The 23,945-nt window shown below is 72.4% G+C and carries 16 protein-coding genes; 7 read left to right on the forward strand and 9 right to left on the reverse strand.

Features of this window, described 5'->3' with window-relative positions:
* Positions 1-91 precede the first annotated feature (91 nt).
* The 5 genes from J5X86_RS26180 (at position 92) to J5X86_RS26200 (ending at position 4,908) form a co-directional block, all read left to right on the forward strand.
* The gene (locus J5X86_RS26180) at positions 92-1,054 is read left to right on the forward strand and encodes an alpha/beta hydrolase fold domain-containing protein (protein ID WP_208519173.1); all 963 of its coding nucleotides are present in this window, start codon (positions 92-94) and stop codon (positions 1,052-1,054) included.
* A gap of 331 nt (positions 1,055-1,385) precedes the next feature.
* Complete coding sequence (locus J5X86_RS26185) at positions 1,386-2,210, forward strand: inositol monophosphatase (protein ID WP_208519174.1); 825 nt, start codon at positions 1,386-1,388, stop codon at positions 2,208-2,210.
* Between the two features lie 68 nt (positions 2,211-2,278).
* Positions 2,279-2,929 (forward strand): NAD(P)-binding domain-containing protein, encoded by a 651-nt coding sequence (locus J5X86_RS26190; RefSeq protein WP_208519175.1) that lies wholly within the window; start codon positions 2,279-2,281, stop codon positions 2,927-2,929.
* A gap of 80 nt (positions 2,930-3,009) precedes the next feature.
* Entirely contained in the window at positions 3,010-4,524 is a 1,515-nt protein-coding gene (locus J5X86_RS26195; protein WP_208519176.1) for an LCP family protein, read from the forward strand.
* Positions 4,525-4,641: 117 nt separating this feature from the next.
* Positions 4,642-4,908: a GlsB/YeaQ/YmgE family stress response membrane protein gene (locus tag J5X86_RS26200; RefSeq protein WP_208519177.1), complete on the forward strand. Its 267-nt coding sequence runs from the start codon at positions 4,642-4,644 to the stop codon at positions 4,906-4,908.
* A gap of 18 nt (positions 4,909-4,926) precedes the next feature.
* Here J5X86_RS26200 and J5X86_RS26205 read toward each other — a convergent pair whose 3' ends face one another.
* Positions 4,927-5,739, reverse strand: coding sequence for a helix-turn-helix transcriptional regulator (locus J5X86_RS26205; protein WP_208519178.1), 813 nt, complete (start codon positions 5,737-5,739; stop codon positions 4,927-4,929).
* A 71-nt stretch (positions 5,740-5,810) separates the two neighbouring features.
* Here J5X86_RS26205 and J5X86_RS26210 point away from each other — a divergent pair, with 71 nt between their 5' ends.
* On the forward strand, positions 5,811-6,527 hold the full coding sequence (locus tag J5X86_RS26210) for an SDR family oxidoreductase (RefSeq protein WP_208519179.1): 717 nt from the start codon (positions 5,811-5,813) through the stop codon (positions 6,525-6,527).
* Positions 6,528-6,623: 96 nt separating this feature from the next.
* Here the strand turns inward: J5X86_RS26210 and J5X86_RS26215 are convergent, their stop codons facing one another.
* The 3 genes from J5X86_RS26215 to J5X86_RS26225 all read right to left on the reverse strand — a co-directional run bounded on the left by J5X86_RS26215 (position 6,624) and on the right by J5X86_RS26225 (position 11,002).
* Positions 6,624-8,240 (reverse strand): MDR family MFS transporter, encoded by a 1,617-nt coding sequence (locus tag J5X86_RS26215; RefSeq protein WP_208519180.1) that lies wholly within the window; start codon positions 8,238-8,240, stop codon positions 6,624-6,626.
* A 167-nt stretch (positions 8,241-8,407) separates the two neighbouring features.
* Positions 8,408-9,622: a glycosyltransferase gene (locus J5X86_RS26220; protein WP_208519181.1), complete on the reverse strand. Its 1,215-nt coding sequence runs from the start codon at positions 9,620-9,622 to the stop codon at positions 8,408-8,410.
* Positions 9,623-9,688: 66 nt separating this feature from the next.
* Complete coding sequence (locus J5X86_RS26225) at positions 9,689-11,002, reverse strand: UDP-glucose/GDP-mannose dehydrogenase family protein (RefSeq protein ID WP_208519182.1); 1,314 nt, start codon at positions 11,000-11,002, stop codon at positions 9,689-9,691.
* 265 nt (positions 11,003-11,267) lie between these two features.
* Between J5X86_RS26225 and J5X86_RS26230 the strand changes: the two genes are divergently transcribed.
* Positions 11,268-11,897, forward strand: coding sequence for a TetR family transcriptional regulator (locus J5X86_RS26230; RefSeq protein WP_308124723.1), 630 nt, complete (start codon positions 11,268-11,270; stop codon positions 11,895-11,897).
* A 45-nt stretch (positions 11,898-11,942) separates the two neighbouring features.
* Here J5X86_RS26230 and J5X86_RS26235 read toward each other — a convergent pair whose 3' ends face one another.
* From J5X86_RS26235 to J5X86_RS26255, 5 genes are all read right to left on the reverse strand, one after another.
* Positions 11,943-12,815 (reverse strand): peptidoglycan-binding protein, encoded by an 873-nt coding sequence (locus J5X86_RS26235; protein ID WP_208519184.1) that lies wholly within the window; start codon positions 12,813-12,815, stop codon positions 11,943-11,945.
* A gap of 77 nt (positions 12,816-12,892) precedes the next feature.
* A complete protein-coding gene (locus J5X86_RS26240) occupies positions 12,893-14,428 on the reverse strand; it encodes a DUF6519 domain-containing protein (protein WP_208519185.1) in 1,536 nt (511 codons plus the stop codon).
* An 83-nt stretch (positions 14,429-14,511) separates the two neighbouring features.
* The gene (locus tag J5X86_RS26245; protein WP_208519186.1) at positions 14,512-16,689 is read right to left on the reverse strand and encodes a hypothetical protein; all 2,178 of its coding nucleotides are present in this window, start codon (positions 16,687-16,689) and stop codon (positions 14,512-14,514) included.
* Positions 16,686-20,654 (reverse strand): putative baseplate assembly protein, encoded by a 3,969-nt coding sequence (locus J5X86_RS26250; RefSeq protein WP_208519187.1) that lies wholly within the window; start codon positions 20,652-20,654, stop codon positions 16,686-16,688. The genes J5X86_RS26245 and J5X86_RS26250 overlap by 4 nt, the downstream gene beginning before the upstream one ends.
* Complete coding sequence (locus J5X86_RS26255) at positions 20,651-23,860, reverse strand: putative baseplate assembly protein (RefSeq protein ID WP_208519188.1); 3,210 nt, start codon at positions 23,858-23,860, stop codon at positions 20,651-20,653. Before J5X86_RS26255 ends, J5X86_RS26250 begins: the two co-directional genes overlap by 4 nt.
* Positions 23,861-23,945 lie beyond the last annotated feature (85 nt).

Here is a 23,945-nt window from a genome sequence, read left to right on the forward strand (position 1 = left end):
TCTGTACCGGCTCTCAAGCGCAACACAGCAGTCTTTGAGGACAGTTGGGGTAGCCGCCCCGCCGCCCCGCCGTCCTCGAACGGAGTCGACCATGGCCTTCACCCTCGACCCTGAGCTCGCCGCGGTGCTGCAGGCCCTCGCCGAGCAGGGAGGCCCCACTCCCCCGCCCGCACGCGACGACTGGCGGACGCTGCGCGCCAGGGGCACGGCCTCGATGCGGTGGCTGGCCTCCCTGCTCCCGGCCTACCCCTCCGGCTTTCCCCTGGTGAAGGCGGACTCGCACAAGGTGCGGTCCGCGGACGGGGCGGAGATCCTCGTCCGCTGGTACGAGAAGGCCGACTCCGCGCCGGGTTCCGCGGTCGTCTACGCCCATGGCGGAGGGATGATCGCCGGCAGTGTCGACCTCTACGACTCCGTCGTCGCCGGATACGTCCAGGCGACCGGGGTGCCGTTCCTGTCCGTGGACTACCGTCTGGCCCCCGACGCGGCCACCGGCACCGAACCCGTCGAGGACGTGTTCGCCGCGCTGACCTGGTTGGGCGGCCAGGCGGCCGAGCTGAGGGTCGACCCCAGCCGCGTCGCCGTCATGGGCGACAGCGCCGGGGGCGGGCTCGCCGCGGGCACGGCGATCCTCGCCCGTGAGCGGGGAGTTCCCCTCGCTCGCCAGGTGCTTCTGTATCCCATGCTGGACGACCGCACTCTCACCCCGGATCCACGGCTGACCCCGTATGTCGCCTGGACCTGGGACGACAACTGGACGGGCTGGCACGCCCTGCTGGGCACGGCATTCGACACCGACGCCGTCCCGCCGGAGGCGGCGCCCGCGCGCGTCGCCACCGTCGCGGGCTTGGCACCCGCCTATGTCGAGGTCGGAGAGCTCGACATCTTCCGCGCCGAGGCCGTCACCTACGCACAGCGGCTCGCCGAGGCCGATGTCTCCACCGAACTGCATGTCCACAGCGGGGCCATCCACGAGTACGACCGGCTCGCCCCCGCCTCCCGGCTCGCCCGCCGGGCCATGGAGGACCGCAGGCGGGTGATCTCCGCGCTCTGAGAGCCCGTCATGAGCCGGAGCGAGCTGATCGAGGGTGGTGCGTCACGGTGGTCGAGCGGAATGCCCGCCGATAAGCGGAGGGGTGGTGTCCAGGGCGATCCGCATGTGTTGCCGTAGGTTCGTTCCGCTGCCCAGACCGGCCTTGGCGGCACAACCTGGCGGACCAGGTTCGGGCCCTTCGCTCGGCCCTCCACTTTCCCTTGCGCGGGGGTAACACCAGCAGTGCCAGATGTGCAATTGCCGTTCATCGATGAGGTTGCCTACCGTCGAGGTGCAGACGGCGAAGCGCGCGCCGAGCCTCCCCTCTCTTCACCACTCGCGGGAGCACCTCATGTCCACTGCCACCGGCACCACCCCCGACACCGGCCTCGACGCCACCTTGCTCAACCGGGTCACCGCCGCCGTACGCACCGCCGGCGAACTGCTGCGGGAGCGCCACACCCCACAGGCCCGCGGTGTGGCCCTCGACGAGATCGTCACGGAGATCCACGCCAATGACGACGCCGTACTCGACGTCCTGAAGGCGCCGCTGATGGCCGCGAGGCCCGGTGCGCGCTGGGCCGAGGACGAGTTGGAAGGCGGTGCGCTGCCTCCGGGCGAGTGGTGGATCGTCGACCCGGCCGAAGGCAACATCAACCATGTGCACGGCATGGACGACTGGGCCGTGACCGCCACCCTCGTCCGCGACAACCACCCGGTCCTCACCGTCGTCCACCTTCCGCTGACCGGCGACTGGTACACCGCGGTGGCCGGTCAGGGCGCCCATCTGAACGGGGCGCCACTGCGGGTGTCGGCCAAGACGGACCTGGGCGCGGCCCTGGTCGGCACGGGCCAGGCCCGTCCCGGAGAGGACGAGCACACGTTCCGCCGGATCGGCGCCTCGGTCACGCAGATGCTGATCCACGGCCTGGTCGTCCGTGTCTCGGTGCCCGCCACCCTGCAACTGATCCAGGTCGCCGCCGGACGCATGGACGCGTTCTGGCAGTTCTCCGATGTGCGCTCGGGTCTGGTGGCCGGGGCCCTGCTGGTCGCCGAGGCCGGGGGCACCGTCACCGACACCCGGGGCAATCCATGGGACCTGGCCAGCCGTGACTTCCTGGCCACCGCCCCCGGCATCCACGCCGCAGCCGTCGCTGTCCTGTCACCCCACGCCTGACCACCCGCACTCAGCAGGTCCCGTCGGGCATCGCCTGACCACTCGCACCCAGCAAGGAGCACACTCGCATGACCAGCATCGGCATCCTCGGCACCGGACGCGTCGGAAGCGGTCTCGCCCGCGCCCTCGCCACCGCCGCCCACCAGATCACCCTCGGCCACCGGCAGCCGCCCCAGGAGACCGCGGCCGACGAGACCGGCACCACCGTCCCGGCGATCCGCCACGCCGACCAGCGCACCACCACCGCCACCGCCGAGGTCGTCATCAACGCCACCCCGGGGGACACCGCCCTGGAACGCCTCTCCGCCCTGCACACCGAGCTGGCGGGCAAGATCCTCATCGATGTCTCCAACGCCACCCGGCACACCTCCGACGGGCTTCCCTCCGACCTGTGCTATCCCGGCGGCAGTCTTGCCGAGCAGCTTCAGCGGGCCCTGCCCGCGACCCGGGTGGTCAAGACCCTCAACACCATGCTCTTCCCGGTCATGACCGCCCCCGCCGACCTGTCCACACCGCCCACCGCCTACCTCTCCGGCGACGACGCGGACGCCAAGGCCATCACCGCGGACCTCCTCGCCGACCTCGGCTGGAAGCCCGAGTGGATCGAGGACCTCGGCGACATCACCACCGCGCGCGCCACCGAAGCCCTCGTCCTGCTCGTGCCCCATGTGCTGCGCCGCCACGGACTCCGGCCGTTCGCCGTCTCCCTGGCCCGCTGAACCTCCGCGCACCAACCGCAGAACCTGACGCCAACATCGTTCGTCTTCTCCTTCGAACAGCCGCCGGACGAAGGACGCGCATGACAGGCAGAGACGGGGAGACGACGGGAAGCCCCACCACGGGGCCGGCCGACCCGGGCGGGCAGCGCAAGGGGCGCCGCCCGCTGCGGATCGCTCTGCTGATCGTGGTGTCGTTCCTGGTGCTGCTCGGCGGCGGGGCCGGCTGGCTCTACTTCAAGCTGAACGGCAACATCACCACCTTCGGGGCGGACGGCCTCTCGGACAATCGGCCCGAAGGCAATGCCGCCGGCCAGAACGTGCTGGTCATCGGATCGGACACCCGGTCGGGCGACAACAGCAAGCTGGGCGGCGGCACCGGAGACGTGGGCCGTTCGGACACCGCCCTCCTGCTGCATGTCTACTCCGATGGCAAGCACGCGGTCGGGGTGTCGATACCCCGCGACACCCTGGTCGACATCCCGCCGTGCCGGCTGCCCGACGGCAAATGGACCAGGACGCAGCGGAACACCATGTTCAACTCGGCGTTCTCCGTGGGCGAGACGGCGCAGGGCAACCCGGCCTGCACTCAGAACACCGTCGAGAAGCTGACCGGGCTGCGCATGGACCACACCGTCGTCATCGACTTCGAAGGCTTCGCGCGGATGACCTCCGCGGTCGGCGGGGTGCAGGTCTGCGTACCCCAGAACGTCTATGAACGCGATCTGAGCCCCAACCGCGGCACCCGCGGCAAGCGCATCTTCGGCAAGGGGGTGCAGACGGTCTCCGGGCAGAAGGCGCTGGACTACGTCCGCATCCGCCACGGCATCGGCGACGGCTCCGACATCGGGCGCATACAGCGGCAGCAGGCGTTCATCTCCAGTCTGTTCAAGAAGGTGAAGGGCCAGGGATTCGACCCGACCACGCTGTATCCGCTGGCGGACGCGGCCACCAAGTCCATGACGGTGGACCCGGGGCTCGGGTCGGCCAAGAAGCTGATGTCCTTCGCCATGTCGCTGAAGGACATCGATCTGCACAACACCAAGTTCCTCACCATCCCCTGGCGCTACCAGGGCGAACGCGTGGCCGTGGTCCGGCCCGACGCCGATGCGCTGTGGGCCGACATCAGGGCCGACCGCACCATCGACGGGAAGGCGGCCGGTGGGAAGAAGGACGGGCATCGGGCCTCCGCCACCCCGAGCGCCACGTCCACCGTGGTGGGCGCGGGCATCAGTGTCACCGTGTACAACGGCACCACCACCCCGGGGCTCGCCGCACGCGCCGCGGACACCCTCACGACGCATGGCTTCACCGTGGCCGGCGCCACGAACGCCGACAGCCAGGACCACGCCACCACCGTGATCGTCTACGGCCCCGGCGAGCGGGACGAGGCCCGGACCGTGGCCCAGCTCTTCCCCGGCGCCGGGCTGCGGTCCGCCACCACCCCGGGTATCAGCCTCACTCTGGGGCAGACGTATCTCACCGCGCCCTCTCCCGGCGCCTCCACGCCCTCTACACCCTCCGCGCTGCCCTCGAAGGTGGCCGAGGACGCCCGCTCCGCCGACGACGACCCCTGCTCCAATCTGTCCTATGGCTGACCGGCGTTCTTCACGCGCTGTTCAGGCATGGCGCCCGCTCCCCTGGGCATCCGGAGATCAAGCCGCTCACCCCGGCACGGCACGACCGCACCAGAGCACAACGAAGGGGACGACAACGTGGGTATCGTGAGCTGGATCATCCTCGGCCTGCTGGCCGGAGTCATCGCCAAGGTCCTTCTCCCCGGGCGTGACCCGGGCGGGCTGGTCGGCACCACGATCATCGGCATCGCGGGGGCCTTCGTGGGCGGCTGGATCTCCGCGCAGTTCTTCGACCGGGAGGTCCAGAAGGAGTTCTTCGACCCCGCCACCTGGGGCGCGGCGATCGGCGGCGCGTTCGTTCTCCTCGTCGTGTACCGCCTGCTGTTCGGCAATTCACGGAACTGACGGCGCGCAGGCCACGCCTCAGGACGCCGCCGCGCCCGCGAGCCCGCGGATCGTACGAGCGGAGGGCGACCCGGGGTCGGCCGTGATCAGGACCAGCTCCTGGTCGTCCTCGGGTACCAGCAGGACGTCACAGTTCAGCTTGAGCGTTCCGGCCGTGGGGTGGTCGATGATCTTGGTCCGGTGGCCGGGCGCGTGGACCGGACGCTCGTCCCAGATCTGCCGGAACTCCTCGCTGCCGGTGCGCAGTTCGCCCAGCAGCGCGGTGAGCGCCGTGTCACGGGGGTAGCGGTCGGCGGCCCGGCGCAGCCGTGCGACCACGATGTGGCCGAATTCCTCGGCGCTGGAGCTCTCGTACGCATGGCCCCGGGCCAGGAAACGGCGGCGGGCGAGGTTGCTGTGCCGACAGAGGTCCTCGCCGAGCAGGGCCTGCGCCAGCGGGTTCCAGGCGACCACGTCGTAGGCCGCGTCGGTGACGATCGCCCCGGTGTCGGGCAGCCGCCGCAGCATCTGGGCGATATGCGGGCGGACCCGCCGCACCGCCCGCACACCCGGGGGCGCGCTGGTCCCCGCGAGCCGGAACAGATGGCTGCGCTCGGCGGGCGCGAGCCGCAGCGCCCCCGCCAGCCCGTCCAGGATGCGCGGCGAGGGCCGGGGGCCCCGGGCCTGTTCGAGGCGGGTGTAGTAGTCGACCGACATATGGGCCAGCTCCGCCACCTCCTCCCGCCGCAGACCCGGCGTACGGCGGTGGGCGTCGGCGGGCAGACCGATGTCCTGGGGACGCAGCGCCTCTCGGCGGTCCCGCAGGAAGCGGGCCAGTTCGTGCCTCGCCATGCTGCCTCCTTCGACTGCCTGGTACAGGTTGTCCCTGGCAGGGTGGCCGTGGCCGGGGAATCCTTGATGTCATGAACAATCGCACAGCACTGGTCACCGGTGCCAACAAGGGCATCGGCAAGGACATCGCACATCAGCTCGCCGCCGAGGGGCTCACCGTGTACGTGGGCTCGCGCGACGCCGAGCGGGGGCGGCGGGCCGTCGAGGAGATCGGCGGCGGCGCCCGGCTGATGGTGCTCGACGTGACCGACCCCGGCAGCATCGCCACGGCCGCCGCGCAACTGGACCGGCTGGACATCCTGGTCAACAACGCGGGCATCATGGTGGACGGCGGCACGGCGCCCGAGGCGGATCTCGACAGCTTCCGCCGGACGTATGAGACCAACGTCTTCGGTGTTCTCGCCGTCACCAACGCCCTTCTTCCGGCCCTGCGCCGCTCGCCCGCGCCCCGGATCGTGAATATCTCCAGCGGCACCGGTTCGCTGACCTGGAGCGCGGACCCGGAGCATCAGTTCGCCGTCTCCGCCGGATCGGGCGCGGCCTATCGCTCCTCCAAGACGGCCCTGAACGCCCTGACCCTCTACACCGCCCAGGCTCTGGCGTCCGAGGGCTTCAAGGTCAACGCACTGGCCCCCGGGCTGCGCAGGACCAATCTGAACGCCCGCGCCGCCGAGAGCGACGGGGATCCGGCCGAGGCGGCGGCGGGCGCGGTCCGGCTCGCCCTTCTGCCGGACACCGGGCCCACCGGTGGGTTCTTCTCCTGGGACGGCACGCCGGTGCCCTGGTAGACCGCCCAGCGCCCTGGTGGGCCCCGGGTTTCGTACGGGCCGTGCGGTGGCGCCCCCGCCCGTCGCCTCGGTGTCCGCCCGCTCCCGCCGACCGGGTCAGTCGGCGGAGAGCTGGGTGTTCGGCACTCGCCAGGCGGCGATCACGAAGGCGATCAGGCCCACGGCGGCCCCGGTGAGGAACACCACGCGCAGGGCGCTGACATAGCCCTCCAGGAACGGCTGCGCCACACCCGGATCGAGGTGGTGGAGGAACGCCGAGTCCTCCAGGTTCACCCCGCCGTCGGGCCGCAGGATGCCCTTCAGCGCCTCCGCGTTCGCCGGTTCCTCGGCGAGCCGGCGGAACGACGCGTCCTGGGAGGCCACCGCCAGGCGTTCGCTGATCCGCGAACCGGCCAGGGAGAAGAGGATGGACAGGAAGGCGGCGGCGCCCACCGTGCCGCCGTTGGAGCGGAAGAAGTTCACCGACGCGGTGGCCGCTCCCATGTCGCGTCCCGGCACCTCGGACTGGGCGAGCGTGGTGATCGTCTGCATCGCCGCGCCCAGGCCCGCCCCCATGAACACCATGCCGATGGCGACGTACCACAGCGGGCTGTCGTCCCTCAGCGTGGCGAACACCAGCATGGCGACGGTGAGGGAGCCGACACCCGCCACCAGATGGACCTTGAACCGGCCCGTCCGTGACATCAGCCGGCCCACCACAAGGGTCACCGTCACATTCGCCGCCATGGTGGGCAGCGTGGCCAGGCCCGCCTTCATCGGGCTCATGCCCTTGGCCAGCTGCAGATACAGCGGAAGGGTGGTCATGGCGCCGAACATGGTGATGCCCACGGTGAAGTGCAGCACGGTGCCCAGCCGGAACGCGCGGATGCGGAACAGTTTGACCGGCAGCAGCGCGGCGTCCGCCATCCGCCGCTCCAGCAGCACGAAGGAGACCAGCCCGACCACTCCCACCGCGTACATCACCAGCGCCCGGGGAGAGCCCCAGCCCCAGCTCCGCCCCTGTTCGGCGACGATGAGCAGGGGCACGATCCCGACCGCCAGCGTCAGCGCCCCGCCGTAGTCCAGGCGGTGCCGTACGGGCTGGTGGGGCACGTGCAGCACGCGCAGGATCACCACGATGGCGAGGGCCGCCAGCGGGATGTTGACCAGGAAGATCCAGCGCCATCCGTCGAGCCCCAGCAGGGTGGCACGCCCGGCGAACACCCCGCCCACCAGGGGGCCGACGACGCTGGAACCGGCGAACACCGCCGTGATGTAGCCCTGGTAGCGGCCGCGCTCCCGTGGCGAGGTGATGTCGGCGATGATCGTCATGGCCAGCGACATCAGTCCGCCACCGCCGAGGCCCTGGACCGCCCGGAAGGCCGCGAGCTGGTGGATGGACGTGGCGAATCCGCACAGCAGCGACCCGAAGGTGAACAGCACGATGGCGGTCAGATAGACCGGCCGGCGGCCGTAGATGTCGGAGAGCTTGCCGTACAGCGGGGTGACGATGGTACCGGTGACGAGATAGGCGGTGGTCACCCACGCCTGGGCGGTGAGGCCGTGCAGATCGTCGGCGATGGTGCGCAGCGCCGAGGAGACCACGGTCTGGTCGAGCGCGGCGAGGAACATGCCGAGCATCAGCCCGGACAGCACGGTGACGACCTGGCGGTGGGACAGCCGGGCGGGGCTCTGGGGCTCGGTGGGCTCGGTGGTGGTGGATGAGGACGACATACGTACCTGCGAACCTTCTCTGCCGCGCGTGGGGGGCCGGGGAAAGCCAGGGCTCGAAGCCCGGAGCGGGGGCTCGAAGCCGGAGGCCGGGGAGGTGCGGAGGCCGGAGGCCGGGGAAGAGCGGGGCCCGGAGCCCGGGCGCGGGGCCCGGCTCCGGAAGCCGGGTGTTATCCGGCGATCTTCTCCAGGTCGGCGACGGCACTGTCGATCTCCGGCAGCGCCAGCATTTCCAGCCGCGCCCGGCGGGCCACGGCGCGGCAGTCGTCGTCGGCCAGCAGCTCACGGCAGACGGTGGTGATGCCGTCCGGCGTGGGGTCGGTGATGTGCCGGCCGAGGCCGAGTTCCTCGACCCGCTGTGCGTTGCCGGGCTGATCGCCGAACTGGGGCAGCACGGCCATCGGTGTCGCGGTGCGCATCGATTCGCGGATGCTGTTGAAGCCGCCGTGGGTGAGGAAGAGGTCCACGGATTCCAGCAGCAGGGGCTGTGGCAGCCGCTTGGTGATGTGCACATGCGGCGGCAACCCGTCGGTGTCCACGGGGATGCCGGAGGTGGCGAGGACGACGGTGCACTCCTCCAGCCGCGACAGCCCCTGGATCATGGCGTGCAGCGTGTCCACCGGATCCGGCACCGGCAGGGGCGACGCGGGGACGTCCGCCTCATTGTTGCCGTGGAACATGGGGATCGCGGTGCCGATGGCGGCGAACATCAGGGGCCGGTCGGTGGGCAGTTCGGCGACCCAGCGCGGCAGCGCGGCGCCGCGGTCCACGTCCACCGTCTGGCGGTAGGACCAGGAGGCCGGCAGATGCCGGGCGAAGGAGAAGGCCGGTGGTACGTAGTCGATGCGCCCATGCGGGATGAGCGACAGCGGGTCCTCGAGGGTGGACAGCCCCTGCCGCTTCCGCAGGGCGTTGAGGCCCAGCAGCAATCCGGCCGGGTCGAAGGTGTTGGAGGCGCCGGAGGGGGTGGAGAGCTGGGGTATGCCGAGCGCCTCGGCGATGACACACGAGGCGAGGTCCATGCCGTCGCGCAGGATGAGGTCGGGGCGGAAGTCGTGTGCCACGGGGAGCAGGGTGTCCAGCAGCATCGTGGCCATCGGACCGGAGATGGCCTTGGTCATGAGGCGCAGTATGTGCGCCTGCAGCTCCTCGCCGTCCATCTCCGGCGGACCGCCCTGGGGGTTCTCCTCTGCCAGGACGGTGCCGAGGAAGGCGGACGGGCTGAAGTCGCCGATGGCGCTCGTCACCCGCACCTCCTCCCGTTCGAAGACGAAGGCGAGGGCCGGGGTGGTGACGACCAGCACTTCATGGCCGGCGGCCGCGAGGGACCGGGCGAGGGGAAGCTGGGCCCGGCCGTGGGAGGGGCTGCCGAGCGTGGTGAACATAACCCGCAACGCAGGGGCCTTTCTGTGGGAAGGGTCTCGTACGGCGAGAGGGGGTTGGTGGGGCGGTCAGCGCGACATCGCGAGCGTGCGGCCGATGCCCTCGCAGGTCAGCCCGGCGCGGCGGAGCCGGTCCGGGTCGAGCAGATTGCGGAAGTCGTAGACGTGCGGGGATCCGAGCAGTCCGGCGATGTGCTCCCAGTCGAGGTCGCGGAACTCCGGCCACTCGGTGAGGACGAGACAGGCGCGCGCTCCCCTCAGGGCCTCCTCGGGGGTGTCGGCGAGGGTGAGCAGATCGCTGAGGTCGGGGCGGGTCTCGCTGAGGGCGGGGTCGTAGGCGTGGAGCTCGGCGCCCCGCTCCTTGAGCAGCCGGGCGATGGCCAGGGCCGGTGAGTCGCGCAGGTCGGAGGTGCCCGCCTTGAAGGCCAGGCCCAGCACGGCCAGCCGTACGCCGTGCAGCGAGCCGTCGCCCGGTGTGCACCCGGCCACCACGCGCTCGACGAGCCGACGCTGGTGCTCGACGTTGGTCTCGATGGTGGCGCCCAGCAGCGGGAAGTCCACGCCCGACTCCTGACAGATCGTCAGCAGGGCATGGGTGTCCTTGGGCAGGCAGGAGCCGCCCCAGCCCGGGCCCGGCCGGAGGAACGCCGAGCCGATGCGGGGGTCGTGGCCGATGCCCGCGAGCACATCGTCCACATCGGCGCCGAAGTGCTCGCACAGCGTGGCGAGGTTGTTGGCGAAGGAGAGCTTCATGGCCAGGAAGAAGTTGGCCGCGTACTTGACGAGTTCGGCGCCCGCGGCGTCGGTGAGCACCAGCGGGGCGTCGAGCCCGGCGTACAGGCCGGCCACCCGCCGTGCCGCGTCCTGGTCCGCGGCGCCGACCACGATGCGGTCGGGGTGGAGGAAGTCGCGCACCGCGTAACCCTCCCGGAGGAACTCCGGGTTGCTCACCACGGCCACGTCCGGACGGTCCAGCAGCGCGGCGACGCGCTCAGCGGTGCCCACGGGCACGGTGGACTTGTTGACCACCACGCTGCCGTGCGGCAGTTCGTCGCGGATCTGGTCTGCCACGGCCTCGACGGCGGCCAGGTCGGCGGCGCCGCCGACGCCCATCGGGGTCGGCAGGCACAGGAACACCACGTCGGCGTCGGCGACCGCGGCCCGGGTGTCGGGGGTGAACTCCAGCCTCCCCAAGTCCAGTCCCTCGCGGACGAGTTCGGGCAGGCGGGGCTCGAGGATGTCGACCTCGCCCCGCCGGAGCCGCTCCACCTTGTGGCGGTCGGTGTCCGCGCACACCACTCGATGGCCGAGGGTGGCCAGACAGGCACCGGTGGTCAGTCCGACGTATCCGGTGCCCACCACGGCCACGCGTCGTATCTGCACAGGGGTTCACCACTTCTGCTGGGGGTCAGATGCGGGCACGTGGCAAGGGTCGGCCCGGCGGCCGCCCGCTCGGGAGACGAGCAGGCCGGACACCCTCGTCCGGCCGGGACCGCGCGAGCCGGCGACCAAAGTCACCACGCGTTGACAAAACATAACGCGTTGACCCCGATCTTGGTCAACAAGTGATGACAACAGTGGATGACTTCTGGACATGCGAGGCTGAACCGGCAGCATGTACGGCACGGTCCAGGCGGAGGTACGACAGGTGAACCGGGCAAGCGACCCGCGAGGGTGCGACGATCTCCCCCCGCGGGCCCGCAAATACGACGCGGCGGGCACGCGCAGCGCACTGCTGGGGGCCGCCGCGCTGCGTTTCGCCAGGTACGGCTACGACCGCTGCAGCGTGCGCGACATCGCCAAGGACGCGGGGGTGGACGCCGCCCTGGTCTACCGCTATTTCGGCTCAAAGGAGGCGCTGTTCGACGCCGTGTCGACCAGCACCGGCCTGTTCGAACCGCTGCGCCATCTGCCGCTGGACGAGGTGTCGGCGTGGATCTGCGATGTTGTCTCGATGGGGCCCACCGAGGAAGAGGCCCCGCATCCGCTGCTGACCAAGCTCCGCTCCTCCAGCCGGGAGGAGACCGTGGGGCGGCTGCGCGAGGAGGTCACCGAGGTGTTCTCGCAAGGGTTCGCGCGGCGCCTGGAGGGCGAGGACGCCGAGCTGCGGGCGGAGTTGCTGGCCGCGTGGCTGATGGGCATCACCCTGCTGCGGCTGGCCATCCGCTCACCGGCGCTGGCCGCCACGCCGGACGACACCCTGCTGCGCTTCCTGCGGGCCGGTATCGATCCGCTGCTGGACGCGGACTGCCCCGGGCGCGGAAGCGAGGACCGCTGACCTTCTCCTCGCTCCGCCCCCGGGGCAGGGGAAACCGGCGCTGCGCTAGACGTTCGGCACGCGCAGCTTGTCCCAGCTGGTCTTGCCGGGGACGCCGTCCGCGTCATCGCCGGAGTACCCCAGTTTGCGCTGCCAGGCCGCGTAGGACTTGCGGTCCGCCTCGGTCCACTCGGGGCTCGGGCCCTCCTCGTAGCGTCCGCAGCCCTCGGCCACCAGCCGCTTGCCCATCGCCGTGATGATCTTGCTCTCGCGGCCGGTGCGGAAGAAGTCGGCGCCCGGGAACGGCTCATAGGTCGCGGGCGGCTTGGGGGCCGGGCCGTCCGGCTTGGCGCCGAGCCGCTTGGCGATGCGGCCGCGCATGGAGTCCATCGTGAAGCCACGCGGGTCGATCTTGCCCGGCTGCCACTCCAGATGGCCGATCACCGACCGCTGGGTCCAGCCGTGGGCGCGGCAGATGGCCGCGGACACCTTCTCGATCGCCAGCTTCTGCGCCTCCGGCCACGGGTCCTCGCCATCGCCGAGGTTGATGCACTCGAAGCCGTAGAAGTGGCGGTTGCCGTCGGTGTCCGCCTCGTTGTCGGGCGGCAGCGCGGATTCGTCGACGACGGCTCTGAGCACATCGCTGTCGCCCAGACCCGCGTGATTGGCGCGGCCGTGGCCGACCATGTGGACCGCGCCTGCCTTGTCGATAACTCCGTGGCACAGCGGCCCCGGCAGCGAGGAGTGTCCGTCGTAGCACAGCTCCACGGAGGAGTCCGTGCCCTTGGTGACGGTGTGATGGATCATCACCCCGTTGACCGGGCCCCAGGGACCCTTGGAGTTGCGGTTGTGAGTGCGCCAGTCGCGGTACTCATGAACTTCCAGTCCCTCGTCGCGAAGCGCCTTGAGCAGACGGTCGGCGGTGAGCGGCGTGGCCATGGATATGCTCCTTAGGGATTCGGCATGGTGATGTACGGATGCCACGGTCACGGAACTCAATCGGCTCCGGACCGGGCCTACGCTTCCGGCTCGGCGCCCTCCCCGGCCCTGGTCTCGGCCTCCGCTTCGGCCTCCGCCGCGAGCGCCCGCGCGTCCGCGGCCGGGGCGGGCGTGGCCAGCGGCCCGAACACCATCCTCAGGTCCAGCTCCGCCTGCTCGGCCGTCACCCACGCCAGCGGCGCGTAGTGCACCTGGATCCCGGCCGGGGCCTGGAGCAGCGGGGTGCGGGCCGCGTTCACCGGCCACTCCACGGTGCCGGTGGCGGTACGGGCCGGGATCAGCCAGTGGTCCCCGGAGCGGTAGGCGCCATCGGCGGCGAAGTACACCTCGACACCGTCCTCCAGCGGCAGCCAGCGGCCCTCCTCGACCTTGAGCGCACCGCGCTTGAGCCGCGCCGCAGCCCCCTTGCGCGGGCGCCGGGCGCTCTCCCGGTGGTCCCAGCGGCGCAGGAACGGCCGCAGCTCGGGACGGCGTCCGACGCCCGGCTCCGGCTCACCGGACAGCCGCACCCGCCGCCCCGGCAGGTCGACCTCCTCCACCCGCAGCAGCGGCAGCGGTTCACCCCGGCTGGTGTAGGCCGTGTCCACGAACTCCACCAGGTCCCCGACGCCCAGATCCAGCTTGCCGTCGCCGCCCAGCGACGCCAACTCCACCCAGTTGCCGTCGAGTTCATCGACCGGGAAGACCACCGAGCCGTTCTCCCGGGACCATTTGAAGGTCGCCTCCTTCGCCGTACCGCCCTCGTGGATCTCCACCCGGTACAGCTGGTTCTCCGGCCCCCGGTAGCGGGCGTCCGGCCGCACCAGGCAGGGGTCCTCATCCGCGTGTTCCGGCCGCTCGCCACGGGCCGCCAGCCGGGACCCGGGCGCCACCGCCTTCCGCGCCCACGCCTCGAACGCCTTGCCGACCTGGTCCTTGCTCGCCCCTTCCGGGTTCTCCAGCTCCAGGGCCGAGCCAGCCAGCGGCAGCACCTGCCAGACCACCTTGACCCGCGCCGCCGTGTCCGGCATCGCCGAGCCGAGGGCCACCTCGCGCAGCGCCGGGTCCTCGGCCGCGGTGACCGACCGCTCCCACACCTTGAGGCAGACCAGGAACGGCCGCTGCTCCGGCAGCCGGTCGCCCGGCCGCTCCGGGTCCCGGTAGGCGTCGGGCTGGTCCCAGTAGCTCCAGGTGGCGGGCGGCTCGTCCGGCTCGGGCGCGTCGGCCTCGCCCTCCTTGCCGGTGGCCCCGTCCGTCGCCTCGTCGTCGACCGGCACACCGGGCAGCGGCCGGGTCGCATCGCACAGGATGCCGTCGACGTAGTAGCGGCCGCCATCGATGATCAGGTCGTCCAGATCGCGGCTGCCGCCCTTGAAGGTGATGTGGAATCCGGCGTCCCCGGCCGGGCCGCCGTGCTGCCCGATCAGGTCGGCGGCCAGCGTACGGGCCTGGTGGAGCTGGATCGCGGTCTGCTCGTTGGCGTCGGCGTCGAGCTGTACGCGGCCCTGCTGGGCGACTACGGCGGAGTAGCGCCGGTCGGGCCGGAAGGTGAGACGGGAGAGATCGGCGTGCATGGAAGGGGTCCCCCTCGAAAGGTTCGGAAGTCTGGCGGGCGGGAGCCCGGACGAGCGGGCCGGGGTGTCGGTGTCACGTCGGGTCACGTCACGGCGATGACTCCCGCGTCCGTACCCGCCGGGGCGTACTCCGCGAGCCGCGCCCGCAGGCTGTCCTCGCGCTGCGGCTGGTACAGATCGTGGAAGGCGCCCATCTCGGCGCCGTCCTCGGCGCCCCGGCGGATCTCCTCCGCGCATCCGGCCGCCAACTGCCCGTACACCGGTGTGCCGTACCGCTCGCCGCTGAACAGCGGCCGCACCCGCCACGCCTCCTCGGCCCCCACCAGATCCGGCTGGCAGCGGTAGCGGCGCGGGGTGCGCGAGCCCGGCGGCACATAGCTGAACCGCAGACACCCGATACCGCGCCGGGCCACGTGCATCCGCCCGGTGAAGAGGCTGTTCTCGCCGATCTGGACGGCGTGGGTGTGCACTTCGCCGATGACGGTGGTGCGGTGGACGTGCAGTACGGCGTGGGCGTGGCGGCAGTCCGGGGCGGACAGCGCCGGGCGGTCGTGTCCGGTGGCGTCCAGGATGGAGTCGCGGATATGGAGGGCGAGCGGGTCGGTGTGCACCTCCTCGCCGATGACCTCGATGGTGCCGAGGATGCTGCGCTCGATCTGGACGCATGCGGTGGTGCGCTCCAGCACCAGGCTGGGCTCGTCGGGCGAGCGCGGCTCGCACTCCGGCTCCAGGGACCAGCCGGGCACGAGGGTGCAGTGGCGCAGCACAACGGCGCCGACCGGCCCGGTGACGTTGAGGCCGCGCCCCGCGATCAGCAGCCCGTCCAGGACGATGCGCGGCGCCTGGCCACCGGTGTGCCCGGGTTCCTCCCGCGCCCGGATGTTGAGCGCGTCGGGGCGGTTGCTGTACCAGTCCAGCAGCCGGATCACCGGCCGGGTGCCCTCGGCGGCGCGCAGTTCGAGACGGTCGCCCGGGTCCAGGTCGAAGTCGAGCTGCTCCTGGTAGGCGCCGCTGTGGGTGATCTCGATGATGCCCTCGGGCCCACATCGCCCGCCCCGCCGGTCGTGCTGCCACTGCCGGTAGGCGTCCATGATCCGCTGATGGGCGCAGCCCGGCCCGACCCGGTAGACCTCCGCGGCCGGGGAGGTCTCGCGGTCGTCCCGCTCGTACTCCCCGCCGCCCATGTCGTCGGCGTACGCGTAGTGGTAGGTGACCCAGACGCCGTGGCGCGGCGCCGCGCGCGAGCCGAAGGCGATCCGGCCGCGCTCGGGGTCGATGACCACCTGGCCGCGCTTGGCTCGGTAGCGCCAGTCCGTCAGATCGGCCACCACGATGTCCGACGGCGGCACGGGCTCATCGTGGCCGTCCCGCCAGATGGTGAAGCTCTTGCCGGGTCCGTAGGAGTCGAGGAGATGGTCCGCGAGCTGCCGGCGGCCGATGTACGCGGGCACATTGTCGAGGGCGGCGATGCTGGCCGCGGAAGGCTCGGGTTCGGGCCGGGTCACCAGCGGGGTGTCATTGCCGAGGATCGAGAAGGTGTAGAGGTTGCGGGCCCGGTCGATGCAGTACGCGGGCGCCTTGGTGACGCGGTACGGCTTCAGCCGCCAGACGAACAGCCCGACCCCGGCCGGGGTGTGGCCGCCCTGCCTGCGGCGGGAGCCCGCGCGCCGTACGTCCGCCGAGCGCGCCACCGTCCCGAATGGCCCGCCCGCCAGGTCCAGCGCCGCCCCGTCCCGCAGATCGGCGAGCCGGCCCCGGGAGAGCCTGCGCAGGTCCGCCGCCGCGCCGCCCGTCCCGCCGTAGAGCTTGACCGGCTGCTGGTGCGCGGTGAGCCGGGAGAACTCCACGGCGCGCGCGGGCCATCCGGCCACCGAGGCGGAGAGCTCCTCCAGCAGCGCGAGCGTGCCCTTGCGCCGCCGGGCCGCCACGGTGGCGGCGACGTCGCGGCGCGGCGCCAGTGCCTCGGCCAGCCGCGCCCGGGACGCGTCCGGCGGCCCGCCGTCGCGCAGCCCGGTGGCCAGGACCCGTTCGTAGCCGGGCAGCGGGCGGTAGCCCACCAGATCGCCGAGGTAGGGCAGCACCCATGCGGTGGCGGTCTCCACGAACCAGTCGTCGTACTGTCGCTCGGCCCCGTCGCGTACGCGATCGACCTGCTCGGCGATCACTGCGAGCAGGGCGCGCAGGGGCTCGCCCGCCTCGGCGTCCCTGAGGCGATGCCACTGCGGAAGCAGCTCGGCGAGCCCGTCCGGCTCCCTGCTCATGAGGTGACCTCCGTAAGGATCAGCGTGTCCGGGACATCGGGTGACAGCAGCGCGAGCCGCGCCGGGCGGATGCCGCGGAAGACGGACACCGAGCGGCCCTTGGCGAGCCGGCGGGTGTCGGTGATGTCGGGGTTGAGGCGCAGCAGCTCGGCGAGCGGGAGGCCGTGGCGTGCGGCGATGTCGGTGAGCGTCTCGCCGTCCGTAGTGGTGACCCGGTAGGTGTCCTCCGCGTACTCGGCGGGCCGGGCGGGGACCACCGCGCTGGGCTCGGTGAGCCGGCCGGCCAGGTCGGCCAGCTCCTGCGGGGTGCTGGAGGCCGGGACACCGGTGAAGGCGTCCACGTCCACATAGTCCACACCGGGCACCGACTGGGCGGTGGCCAGGACCTCGGAGAGCATGGCGGGCTGCCCCAACTCGCGCCCTGGATAACCGAGTTCGCGCAGCAGGGCCTGGCGCAGCCGGGGTTCGACCAGCTCCCAGGAGTGGTCCGGCGCCACCTTCACCCGCGCCACCAGCACCAGCAGCACAAGCTCGCGCACATCCACCCGGACCGGCAGCCGGGTGTCCCCGTAGGCGGCCAGCGAGGTGCGCAGGGCGCGCAGCACCTCCGCGTCCTCGCCGATCGGCGCGTCGTCCACCCCGGCCACGGTCACCTGGAGCACCTTGCGCCGCCCGTCGAACAGTTCGCGGGCCAGGGCCCGGCCGATGCCCGCGCGGGATCGGGCGAAGTCCTCGTAGTCCTGGAGGGAGACCAGCCGGTCGAGCGCGGAGACCGCGAGCGGGATGGTGCGCCGGGTCATCCCCGGGCCGTCGCCGTCCGCGCCGCCGGTGGCGGGCTGCGGGTTGGTGACGGCGGTGACACCGAGGGGCCGGGTCAGGGCCTGGGTGACGCGGTCCGCGGGGACATTGGCGGCCTTGCCGGTGCCGAAGCGGTAGCGGGCCCGTACGTTCTCGTGGCCGCTGGGCAGCCGGGCGCCGTGCACCCCGTCGCCGAACGTCACCGTGGTCCGCCCGTCGCCGGTGGTCCCGGTGACGTAGACGCGCTCGTGCGGTCCGCGTCCGGCGAGGCTGTCCACCCGGTGCCACAGCAGCCCGTCGACCCGTATGTCGAGGGCGGGGGTGGCGCCCAGCGGGTTGTCCGCGGGGAGCCAGGTCAGTGGCGACTGCCACAGCGCGAAGGTCTGGTTGGCCAGGGCGGGGTCGCCGCTGCCGATGGGCTCGTCACGGCCCTCGCCGTGGGTGGCGGGCACCACGTTGCCCTGCACGCGGACCGTCTCCCGGCGGTAGCGGTAGGCCAGGTCGGCGGTGAGGGTGAGGGTGGTGTGGACGTGGTCGCCGGGCAGTTCGGGGTCGACGCGCTGGTCCACGGCGGCGACCACCGCCAGCTCCGTGCCCCGGACCCCCGTCGGGCCGCCCGGACCGGCCGGACCCGGGATGTCGGTGCGCTCACCGGAGACGATGATCCGGCGGCCGGGCCGCAGCCCGTCGTACAGCTCGGCGAGCTCGATCTCGTTGCCGTGCACATCTTCGCCCAGCGGCTCGTCCGCCGGGCGCAGCGGCTCACCGCCCGCGTGCACGGTGGTGTCGCGGATCGCGGAGAGCACCACATCGTGTTCGTCGAGCCACGGGTCGGCGAGCGTGAGCTGGGTGCCGCGGCCGGTGATGCCGTAGTTGGTGTACGCCGCGGTGCGCACGGCGACGACGCGGGTGGTGACGAAGGCGAGGTTCTTGTCGCCCGGGATGCCGTCCGGCTCGCCGGAGCCCTTGCGGGGGCGCTCTATGGCCACCCAGCTCCCGACGGTGATGGAGTTCTGGACCGAATCCAGCGGCAGGACATAGCGGTTGGCGGGCTCCGGTACGGTCGCGATGCCGATCTCGATGGCCGGGGGCTCACTGCCGGGGGTGAACCGCAGCGTCAGTTCGTAGGAGCCGTAGGTGATCTGCTTCGGGGGTTCGCCACGGCTCAGCATCCACTGCTGGGTCTCGCCGTTGTCCACGACCACATGCACCCGGCCGTCCTCGGCGGGCCGGGACACGAACAGGGTGAGCGGAGGCAGTCCGGGCAGCAGGGTGGCGGTGACACCGGGCTCCTGCGAGTCGGTGGGACGGCTTCTGAGCCAGCCCAGGTCATGGTCCTGGCCGAGGCGGGTGGAGAGCTGGACTTTCCCGGGGCCGAGGTCGAACTCGGCGCTCTGCGGCAGGTTCTCGGTGCGCTGCCACGACGTCCCGGTCTCGATGTGCTGGAACTCCGCCTTCACCGGCACCTTGCCCGCTGTGTCGTACACGATCCGTACGGCGGTCAGCTCACCGCCGGTCAGCGGCCAGTCGGTCTGCCGGATGACCCGGCCCCGGTCGTCCTGCACCGGCTTGAGCGGTGCCATCGCCCCGAAGGGCGCGGCCGTCACCCGCATCGCCAGCAGCTCACGCAGGAGCGGGACGGTCCCCGGCGGGGCGGTGGCGGCCGGGGCGGCCCGGCGCCAGGCCGCGTACATACCGTCGGCCACCCTCGGGTCGAGGGCCGAGAGCAGTCCGGCGGCCAAGTCGGAGCCCGGCCCGAAGAGCCGCCGCGGATCGTGCGCCGCCGTGGAGCGGGCGCCGGACGGGGGCCGTACGACGCGGGTGCGCAGGGCGGGGAGGACGGCGCCGAGCGCGCGTACGGCGGCGGAACCGTGGGCGGCGCCGGTGGCGTAGGTCTTGGCCCCGAAGCCGTCGCTCCCGGGGGCGAAGCCGGGGGTCCCGCTGGCGCTCTCGGCCGTGGGCCGGTCCTCGGCGAGCTGAGACCTCAGCCGCACCTCGCCGGGCCCGGAGGAGTCCAGCTCCCCGGCCCGCTCGCGCAGTTGGCCGATCACCGCCTCCAGCCGCTCGAACCAGGCGGCGACCTCTTCATACGGGGCGGCCAGCACCTGCGCCTCCGCCAGCCGGTCATGCGGTTCGGCGAGCCGCCGGGCGAGCTGAGCGGGCGTGGCGATCCCGTCCAGGTCGGCTCGCAGCGGCGCCAGCACCTGCGCGTCGAACTCCTCGATCAGACGGCTGACGGGACGCGGATTGGGGTGGTCGGGCGCGGGCGCGGCGTCCCCCCGGTCGTCCGGGTCCTCGTCCGCCTCCGGGTCGGTGATCCACCGGCGTGCCTCGTCCACCAGCTCCTTGAGGGACGGCGGGGCGGACTCCGGCAGCCCGATCGCCGTGACGTCCTCCTCGCGGTCGACGGTCACGCGAGCGACCGGCAGCAGCAGCCGCTGACCGCCGCTCCCGGACTCCGCCGTCCCGCCGAAGACGAAGAGCAGCTTGTCGCCGACGGTCAGCCCGAGTGAGGTCCCCGAGACCAGCAGTTCCGACCTTCGCCGCAGGTCGTCGGGGCCGATCAGGGCCGGTCGTCGGCGGCGCACCGCCAGTTCGTTCCAGGCCCAGCGGGCGGCCAGGTCCTCGCTGGTCTCGAAGGTCTGCGACTCCTCGTCGGAGGCCGCCGGAACGCTGTGGCTGATGGCCCCGCGCGGAATCGTCACCACCACGTCCTCGGCACGCGGATCCCGGTCCAGGGTGTACGCGAGGTGGGTGTCGGCGGCCACGCCCGGCCGTGGCACATGCCCGACCAGCCGCCCCAGGAGGGCGAGCGAGCGGTGGTCGTGGGCGGTGCGCAGATAGCCCTCGTCGGCGATCCGCTCGGAGTGGAAGGTGAGCAGGTCGCCCAGAACCGCCCAGGCGTCCAGCAGCCCGATGGCCGGGTCGTCCGGGGTGCGCACCGTCAGGCCGCGGAGCGCGGGGTAGGCGGGCGAGGCGAGCCGGTCGAGCATGGCGGCCAGGAAGGTGCCGTAGTCGCCGACGCGATAGTCCAGGGCGGTGCGGCCGGGCGGGTTGTGCGGGGCCGCGGGGGCCCGGCGCTCGTCGTGGCCGCCGCAGCCGCAGGCGCAGGCGTGGGAGCGGACGTGGCCGGGGTGGTGGCCGGGGTGGTCGGGGTGGTCGCTCATCGGGCCCCCTTCAGCTCGATGACCAGGCGGCCGTTCTCGGGCCGTTCGGGGTCGTTGTCGCATTGGGCGATCTCCAGGGGGCCGAGGCGCAGGATGCCGTCCTCCAGCGCCTCGCCGTGCGATGTCTCGTACGAGGTGCCGTCATCGGGCCCCTTCGGTCCCTCCAGCCCCTCGTGCCACAGCCGTCGCAGCCGGGTGACCTCGACGCTCAGCACCCCCGGCACCGCCGCGGCGACGGCCACCAACCGGCTGAGCCGCACCGGTTCGCCGAACGTCAGGGCGTCGGGGTGGAAGAAGCCGAGCCGCCCGCCGGAGAACCGGCGGCTGCCCAGAGCCCGGTAGAGCTCGGCGAGGATCTGCCCGTGCTGATGTCCGGGCGCGGCGCACACCGCGAGCGCGATGTCCAACGGCACGGCGCGGGCCGGACCGACCACCAGGTCGTGTCCGATCCGGCGGTAGCCCTCCAGGGCGTGCGCGACCGAGTCGAGGAGGTCGGGGGGCGGTTCCCCGGTCCCGTACGCGTCGATGGCGATGTGCGCCTCCTGCACACTGCCGGTCCAGCGGATCTCCGCCGCCGCGCGCTGCACTCCGGGCAGCCCGGAGGCGAGCGCCGCGTAGTCCTCGGCGGTGATGGCCCGGTGCCGGGTGCGCTTCAGGTCGAGCGGGGCGAGCTGACGGACCTGCTCGACCGGCTCGGGCTCGGTGCCGCCGACGGCGGGCAGCGGATTGCGCACCCCGGCCACGGGCATGGGCTGCCCGGCGGCGGCTTTTCCTTGCGATTCCGGATCCCGGCACAGCACCAGGTGGTTGATGGCCTCGGGGCCGACGTTGCCCGCCGTGCCGCCGCCGACCCGGTAGTGGACCGCGAGCCGCGCCCCGGGCGCCGGTTCGGCGCCGTACCGGCCGTCGCCGAACCGCAGCGCGATGCGGCCGTCGTCCTCCAGCTCCCCGACGAAGTGGCGGTCCCGGGGGCGGGAGCCCAGCAGATCGCGGCGCGGTGTCCAGGTCTCGCCGTCGGCTTCGATCCGTACGGCGGGGAGCGCGGCCCGTGGATCCTGGACGAGGGCGGCGGCCGGCCCGTGCAGCACCGGGTCCCCGGGGCGCAGCCCGGCCGCGTACGCCCGGCCCCAACTGTGCGCGATCTCCCAGGCGATATGCCCGTCCAGGACGGTGCCCGCCCGGGCCCTGGCGGTCAGTGCGCGAAGGCGCCTCAGCTTGGCGTCGAGCAGCCGGTCGCGGCGGTGCAGCAGCTCGCGCAGCGCGCGGACGGGGTGGCGGGCCAGTTGGAGGCGCTCCAGGACGCGCAGCCCGAACAGGACGGTGAGCTCGGCGATCTCCTCGTCCGAGAGCCCGTGGTCGCGGGCGCTGCGCCACAGCTCGGTGAGCCGCTGCCGAACCCGTCCCGGGATGGCGGCCAGGTGCTCGGCCTGTCCGGCGGCGATATGGCGTGGATCGGGGAAGGGCACGGCCTGGGTGACGGGTGCCTGGTGCAGTACGGGCCTGAAGCGCGGCACGATCCCTGGGTAGACGGACTGGGCGAGAAGCGTCCGCAGGGCTTCGGTCTGGGCGTACGCGGTGCCGGGCACGACCTTCTCGCGCCGCTGCCCGGCCGACTCCAGGCCGATCCCGGCCCGGCCGGTCGCCTCGATGCCGACGGTGGTGAACAGCTCCCGTACGTCATCGGCGGTCAGTGGCCGCCCGTGGCGGGCCCGGTCCAGCAGGGCGTCGATGAGCCGTGCGGGCGCGTTGCCGGCGTCCTTGTCGAAGCAGCCGAAGGCGGGGGGTTCACAGGAGCCGACGACGGCGGGGACGGGCGGCACGGTGAAGGTCTCCGGTGTGCCGCAGCAGAAGGTCAGCGAGCGCCCGTGGTCGACGAGCACCACATTGCCGCGTGCCACGCTGACGTCCTCGATGGGCGCGCAGTCCGTACCGCCCCGGGTGGCCAGGCACAGCGGGAAGGCCAACGCGTCCTCCCGCGCCCAGGTGACCTCCAGCACCGGCTGTTCGGCGAGCCGGTCGACGGCGGGGGTGACGGAGGTGAGGCGCACGGCCTGCCGGTGCGACGGGTCGGCGTCGCCGGGCGTTCCGGAGCGCGGTCCCCGCACCTCCTCGAAGAGCAGCAGATCGCCCGGGCGCAGGTCGATCGTGCGGGTCGCGCACTCCTCGTCGGCCCACGCGTCGCGCAGCGTGGCGGAGGTGGCGCCCGCGGGCAGCGAGCAGACCTCGCCACCCCAGGTCCACAGGCGGATGCGGTGGTGTTCCGGCCGCAGGTGGAGGGGCTGATCGGTGACGACGGGCTCGAACACCTCCACCGATCCGCGCTCATCGAGCACGGCCAGCTCCCGGTCGTCCAGCACCGCCCCGATGTCCGGCCGGTCCAGCGGGCCGAGCGTACGGACGTCGACGGCGGCGAAGCGGTACTCCCCCGGATCCAGGGTCAGCGGCTCGACCGTCTCCACGGTGACGAAGGCGCGGGCGTTGCAGCCGTCGTGCATCGCGTAGTCGATGAGCCGTACGTGGCGGCGTACGGACACCCGGCGGCGGGCAGTGTCGAGATACGCCTCGGTGGCGACCGCGTCCTGCTGGTAGCTGATCTGGTCGGCGGTGTAGGCGAGCAGCTCGACCAGGGTGGTCCCGAGGTCGGCGGCGTTGCGCTCGATCCAGTCGGGGGTGGTCAGGCGGAGCCGGTCCAGGACGACCTGGCGGAGGGTGTCGTAGTCGCGGGCGGTGTAGTCGATGACGGGGGCGGGCGCGGTCCGGAAGGTGGCGGGGAGGTCGTCGCCCTCTTCATTGCAGTCGAAGGGGGTGGGGCAGTCGGGCCGGAAGGTGAACTCGGCGGAGAAATACCGCTGGTCGAAGCCGGGGAAGGGCTCGGCGCCCGGCCGCCCGTAGGGATCGGTGTCCACGATGGAGAGCCGGTAGGCGGAGGTGTCCCCGGCCCGGTCGACGGTGACGTACAGCTTGTCGTCGAGCTCCGGGTCCTCCTCGCGCTCGACGGAGATCTCGAGGACCTCGATGCCGGTGATCCGGCGGCCACCGTCGATGCGTACGTTCTCCGGGCACAGGCCGTGCGGGGCCTTGCCGAGGAAGGTGACAGTGAGGGTGGTGCCCTGTTCAGTGCTGTCCCCGACCTCGACGGCGTCGACCCCGTTGAGATGGGCGGCCCTGATGAGGTCGCGCCGTGACCCGGCGGTCCGCTGGCTCATGCCCCTCCCTCCCGCTCGGTCCTGGCGCCCTTCCCCGCGCGGGCTTCCTTCGTCACTGCTCGCTCCTTCGTCGCTGCGCGGCTCC

This window comes from Streptomyces sp. NEAU-YJ-81 (assembly GCF_017592595.1).
Taxonomy (GTDB): Bacteria; Actinomycetota; Actinomycetes; order Streptomycetales; family Streptomycetaceae; genus Streptomyces; species Streptomyces hygroscopicus_B.

Coding starts and splice junctions, on each gene's coding strand:
- J5X86_RS26180 (WP_208519173.1), top strand. CDS start 92: ATGGCCTTCACCCTCGACCCTGAGCTCGCCGCGGTGCTGCAGGCCCTC.
- J5X86_RS26185 (WP_208519174.1), top strand. CDS start 1,386: ATGTCCACTGCCACCGGCACCACCCCCGACACCGGCCTCGACGCCACC.
- J5X86_RS26190 (WP_208519175.1), top strand. CDS start 2,279: ATGACCAGCATCGGCATCCTCGGCACCGGACGCGTCGGAAGCGGTCTC.
- J5X86_RS26195 (WP_208519176.1), top strand. CDS start 3,010: ATGACAGGCAGAGACGGGGAGACGACGGGAAGCCCCACCACGGGGCCG.
- J5X86_RS26205 (WP_208519178.1), bottom strand. CDS start 5,739: ATGGCGAGGCACGAACTGGCCCGCTTCCTGCGGGACCGCCGAGAGGCG.
- J5X86_RS26210 (WP_208519179.1), top strand. CDS start 5,811: ATGAACAATCGCACAGCACTGGTCACCGGTGCCAACAAGGGCATCGGC.
- J5X86_RS26215 (WP_208519180.1), bottom strand. CDS start 8,240: ATGTCGTCCTCATCCACCACCACCGAGCCCACCGAGCCCCAGAGCCCC.
- J5X86_RS26220 (WP_208519181.1), bottom strand. CDS start 9,622: ATGTTCACCACGCTCGGCAGCCCCTCCCACGGCCGGGCCCAGCTTCCC.
- J5X86_RS26235 (WP_208519184.1), bottom strand. CDS start 12,815: ATGGCCACGCCGCTCACCGCCGACCGTCTGCTCAAGGCGCTTCGCGAC.
- J5X86_RS26240 (WP_208519185.1), bottom strand. CDS start 14,428: ATGCACGCCGATCTCTCCCGTCTCACCTTCCGGCCCGACCGGCGCTAC.
- J5X86_RS26245 (WP_208519186.1), bottom strand. CDS start 16,689: ATGAGCAGGGAGCCGGACGGGCTCGCCGAGCTGCTTCCGCAGTGGCAT.
- J5X86_RS26250 (WP_208519187.1), bottom strand. CDS start 20,654: ATGAGCGACCACCCCGACCACCCCGGCCACCACCCCGGCCACGTCCGC.
- J5X86_RS26255 (WP_208519188.1), bottom strand. CDS start 23,860: ATGAGCCAGCGGACCGCCGGGTCACGGCGCGACCTCATCAGGGCCGCC.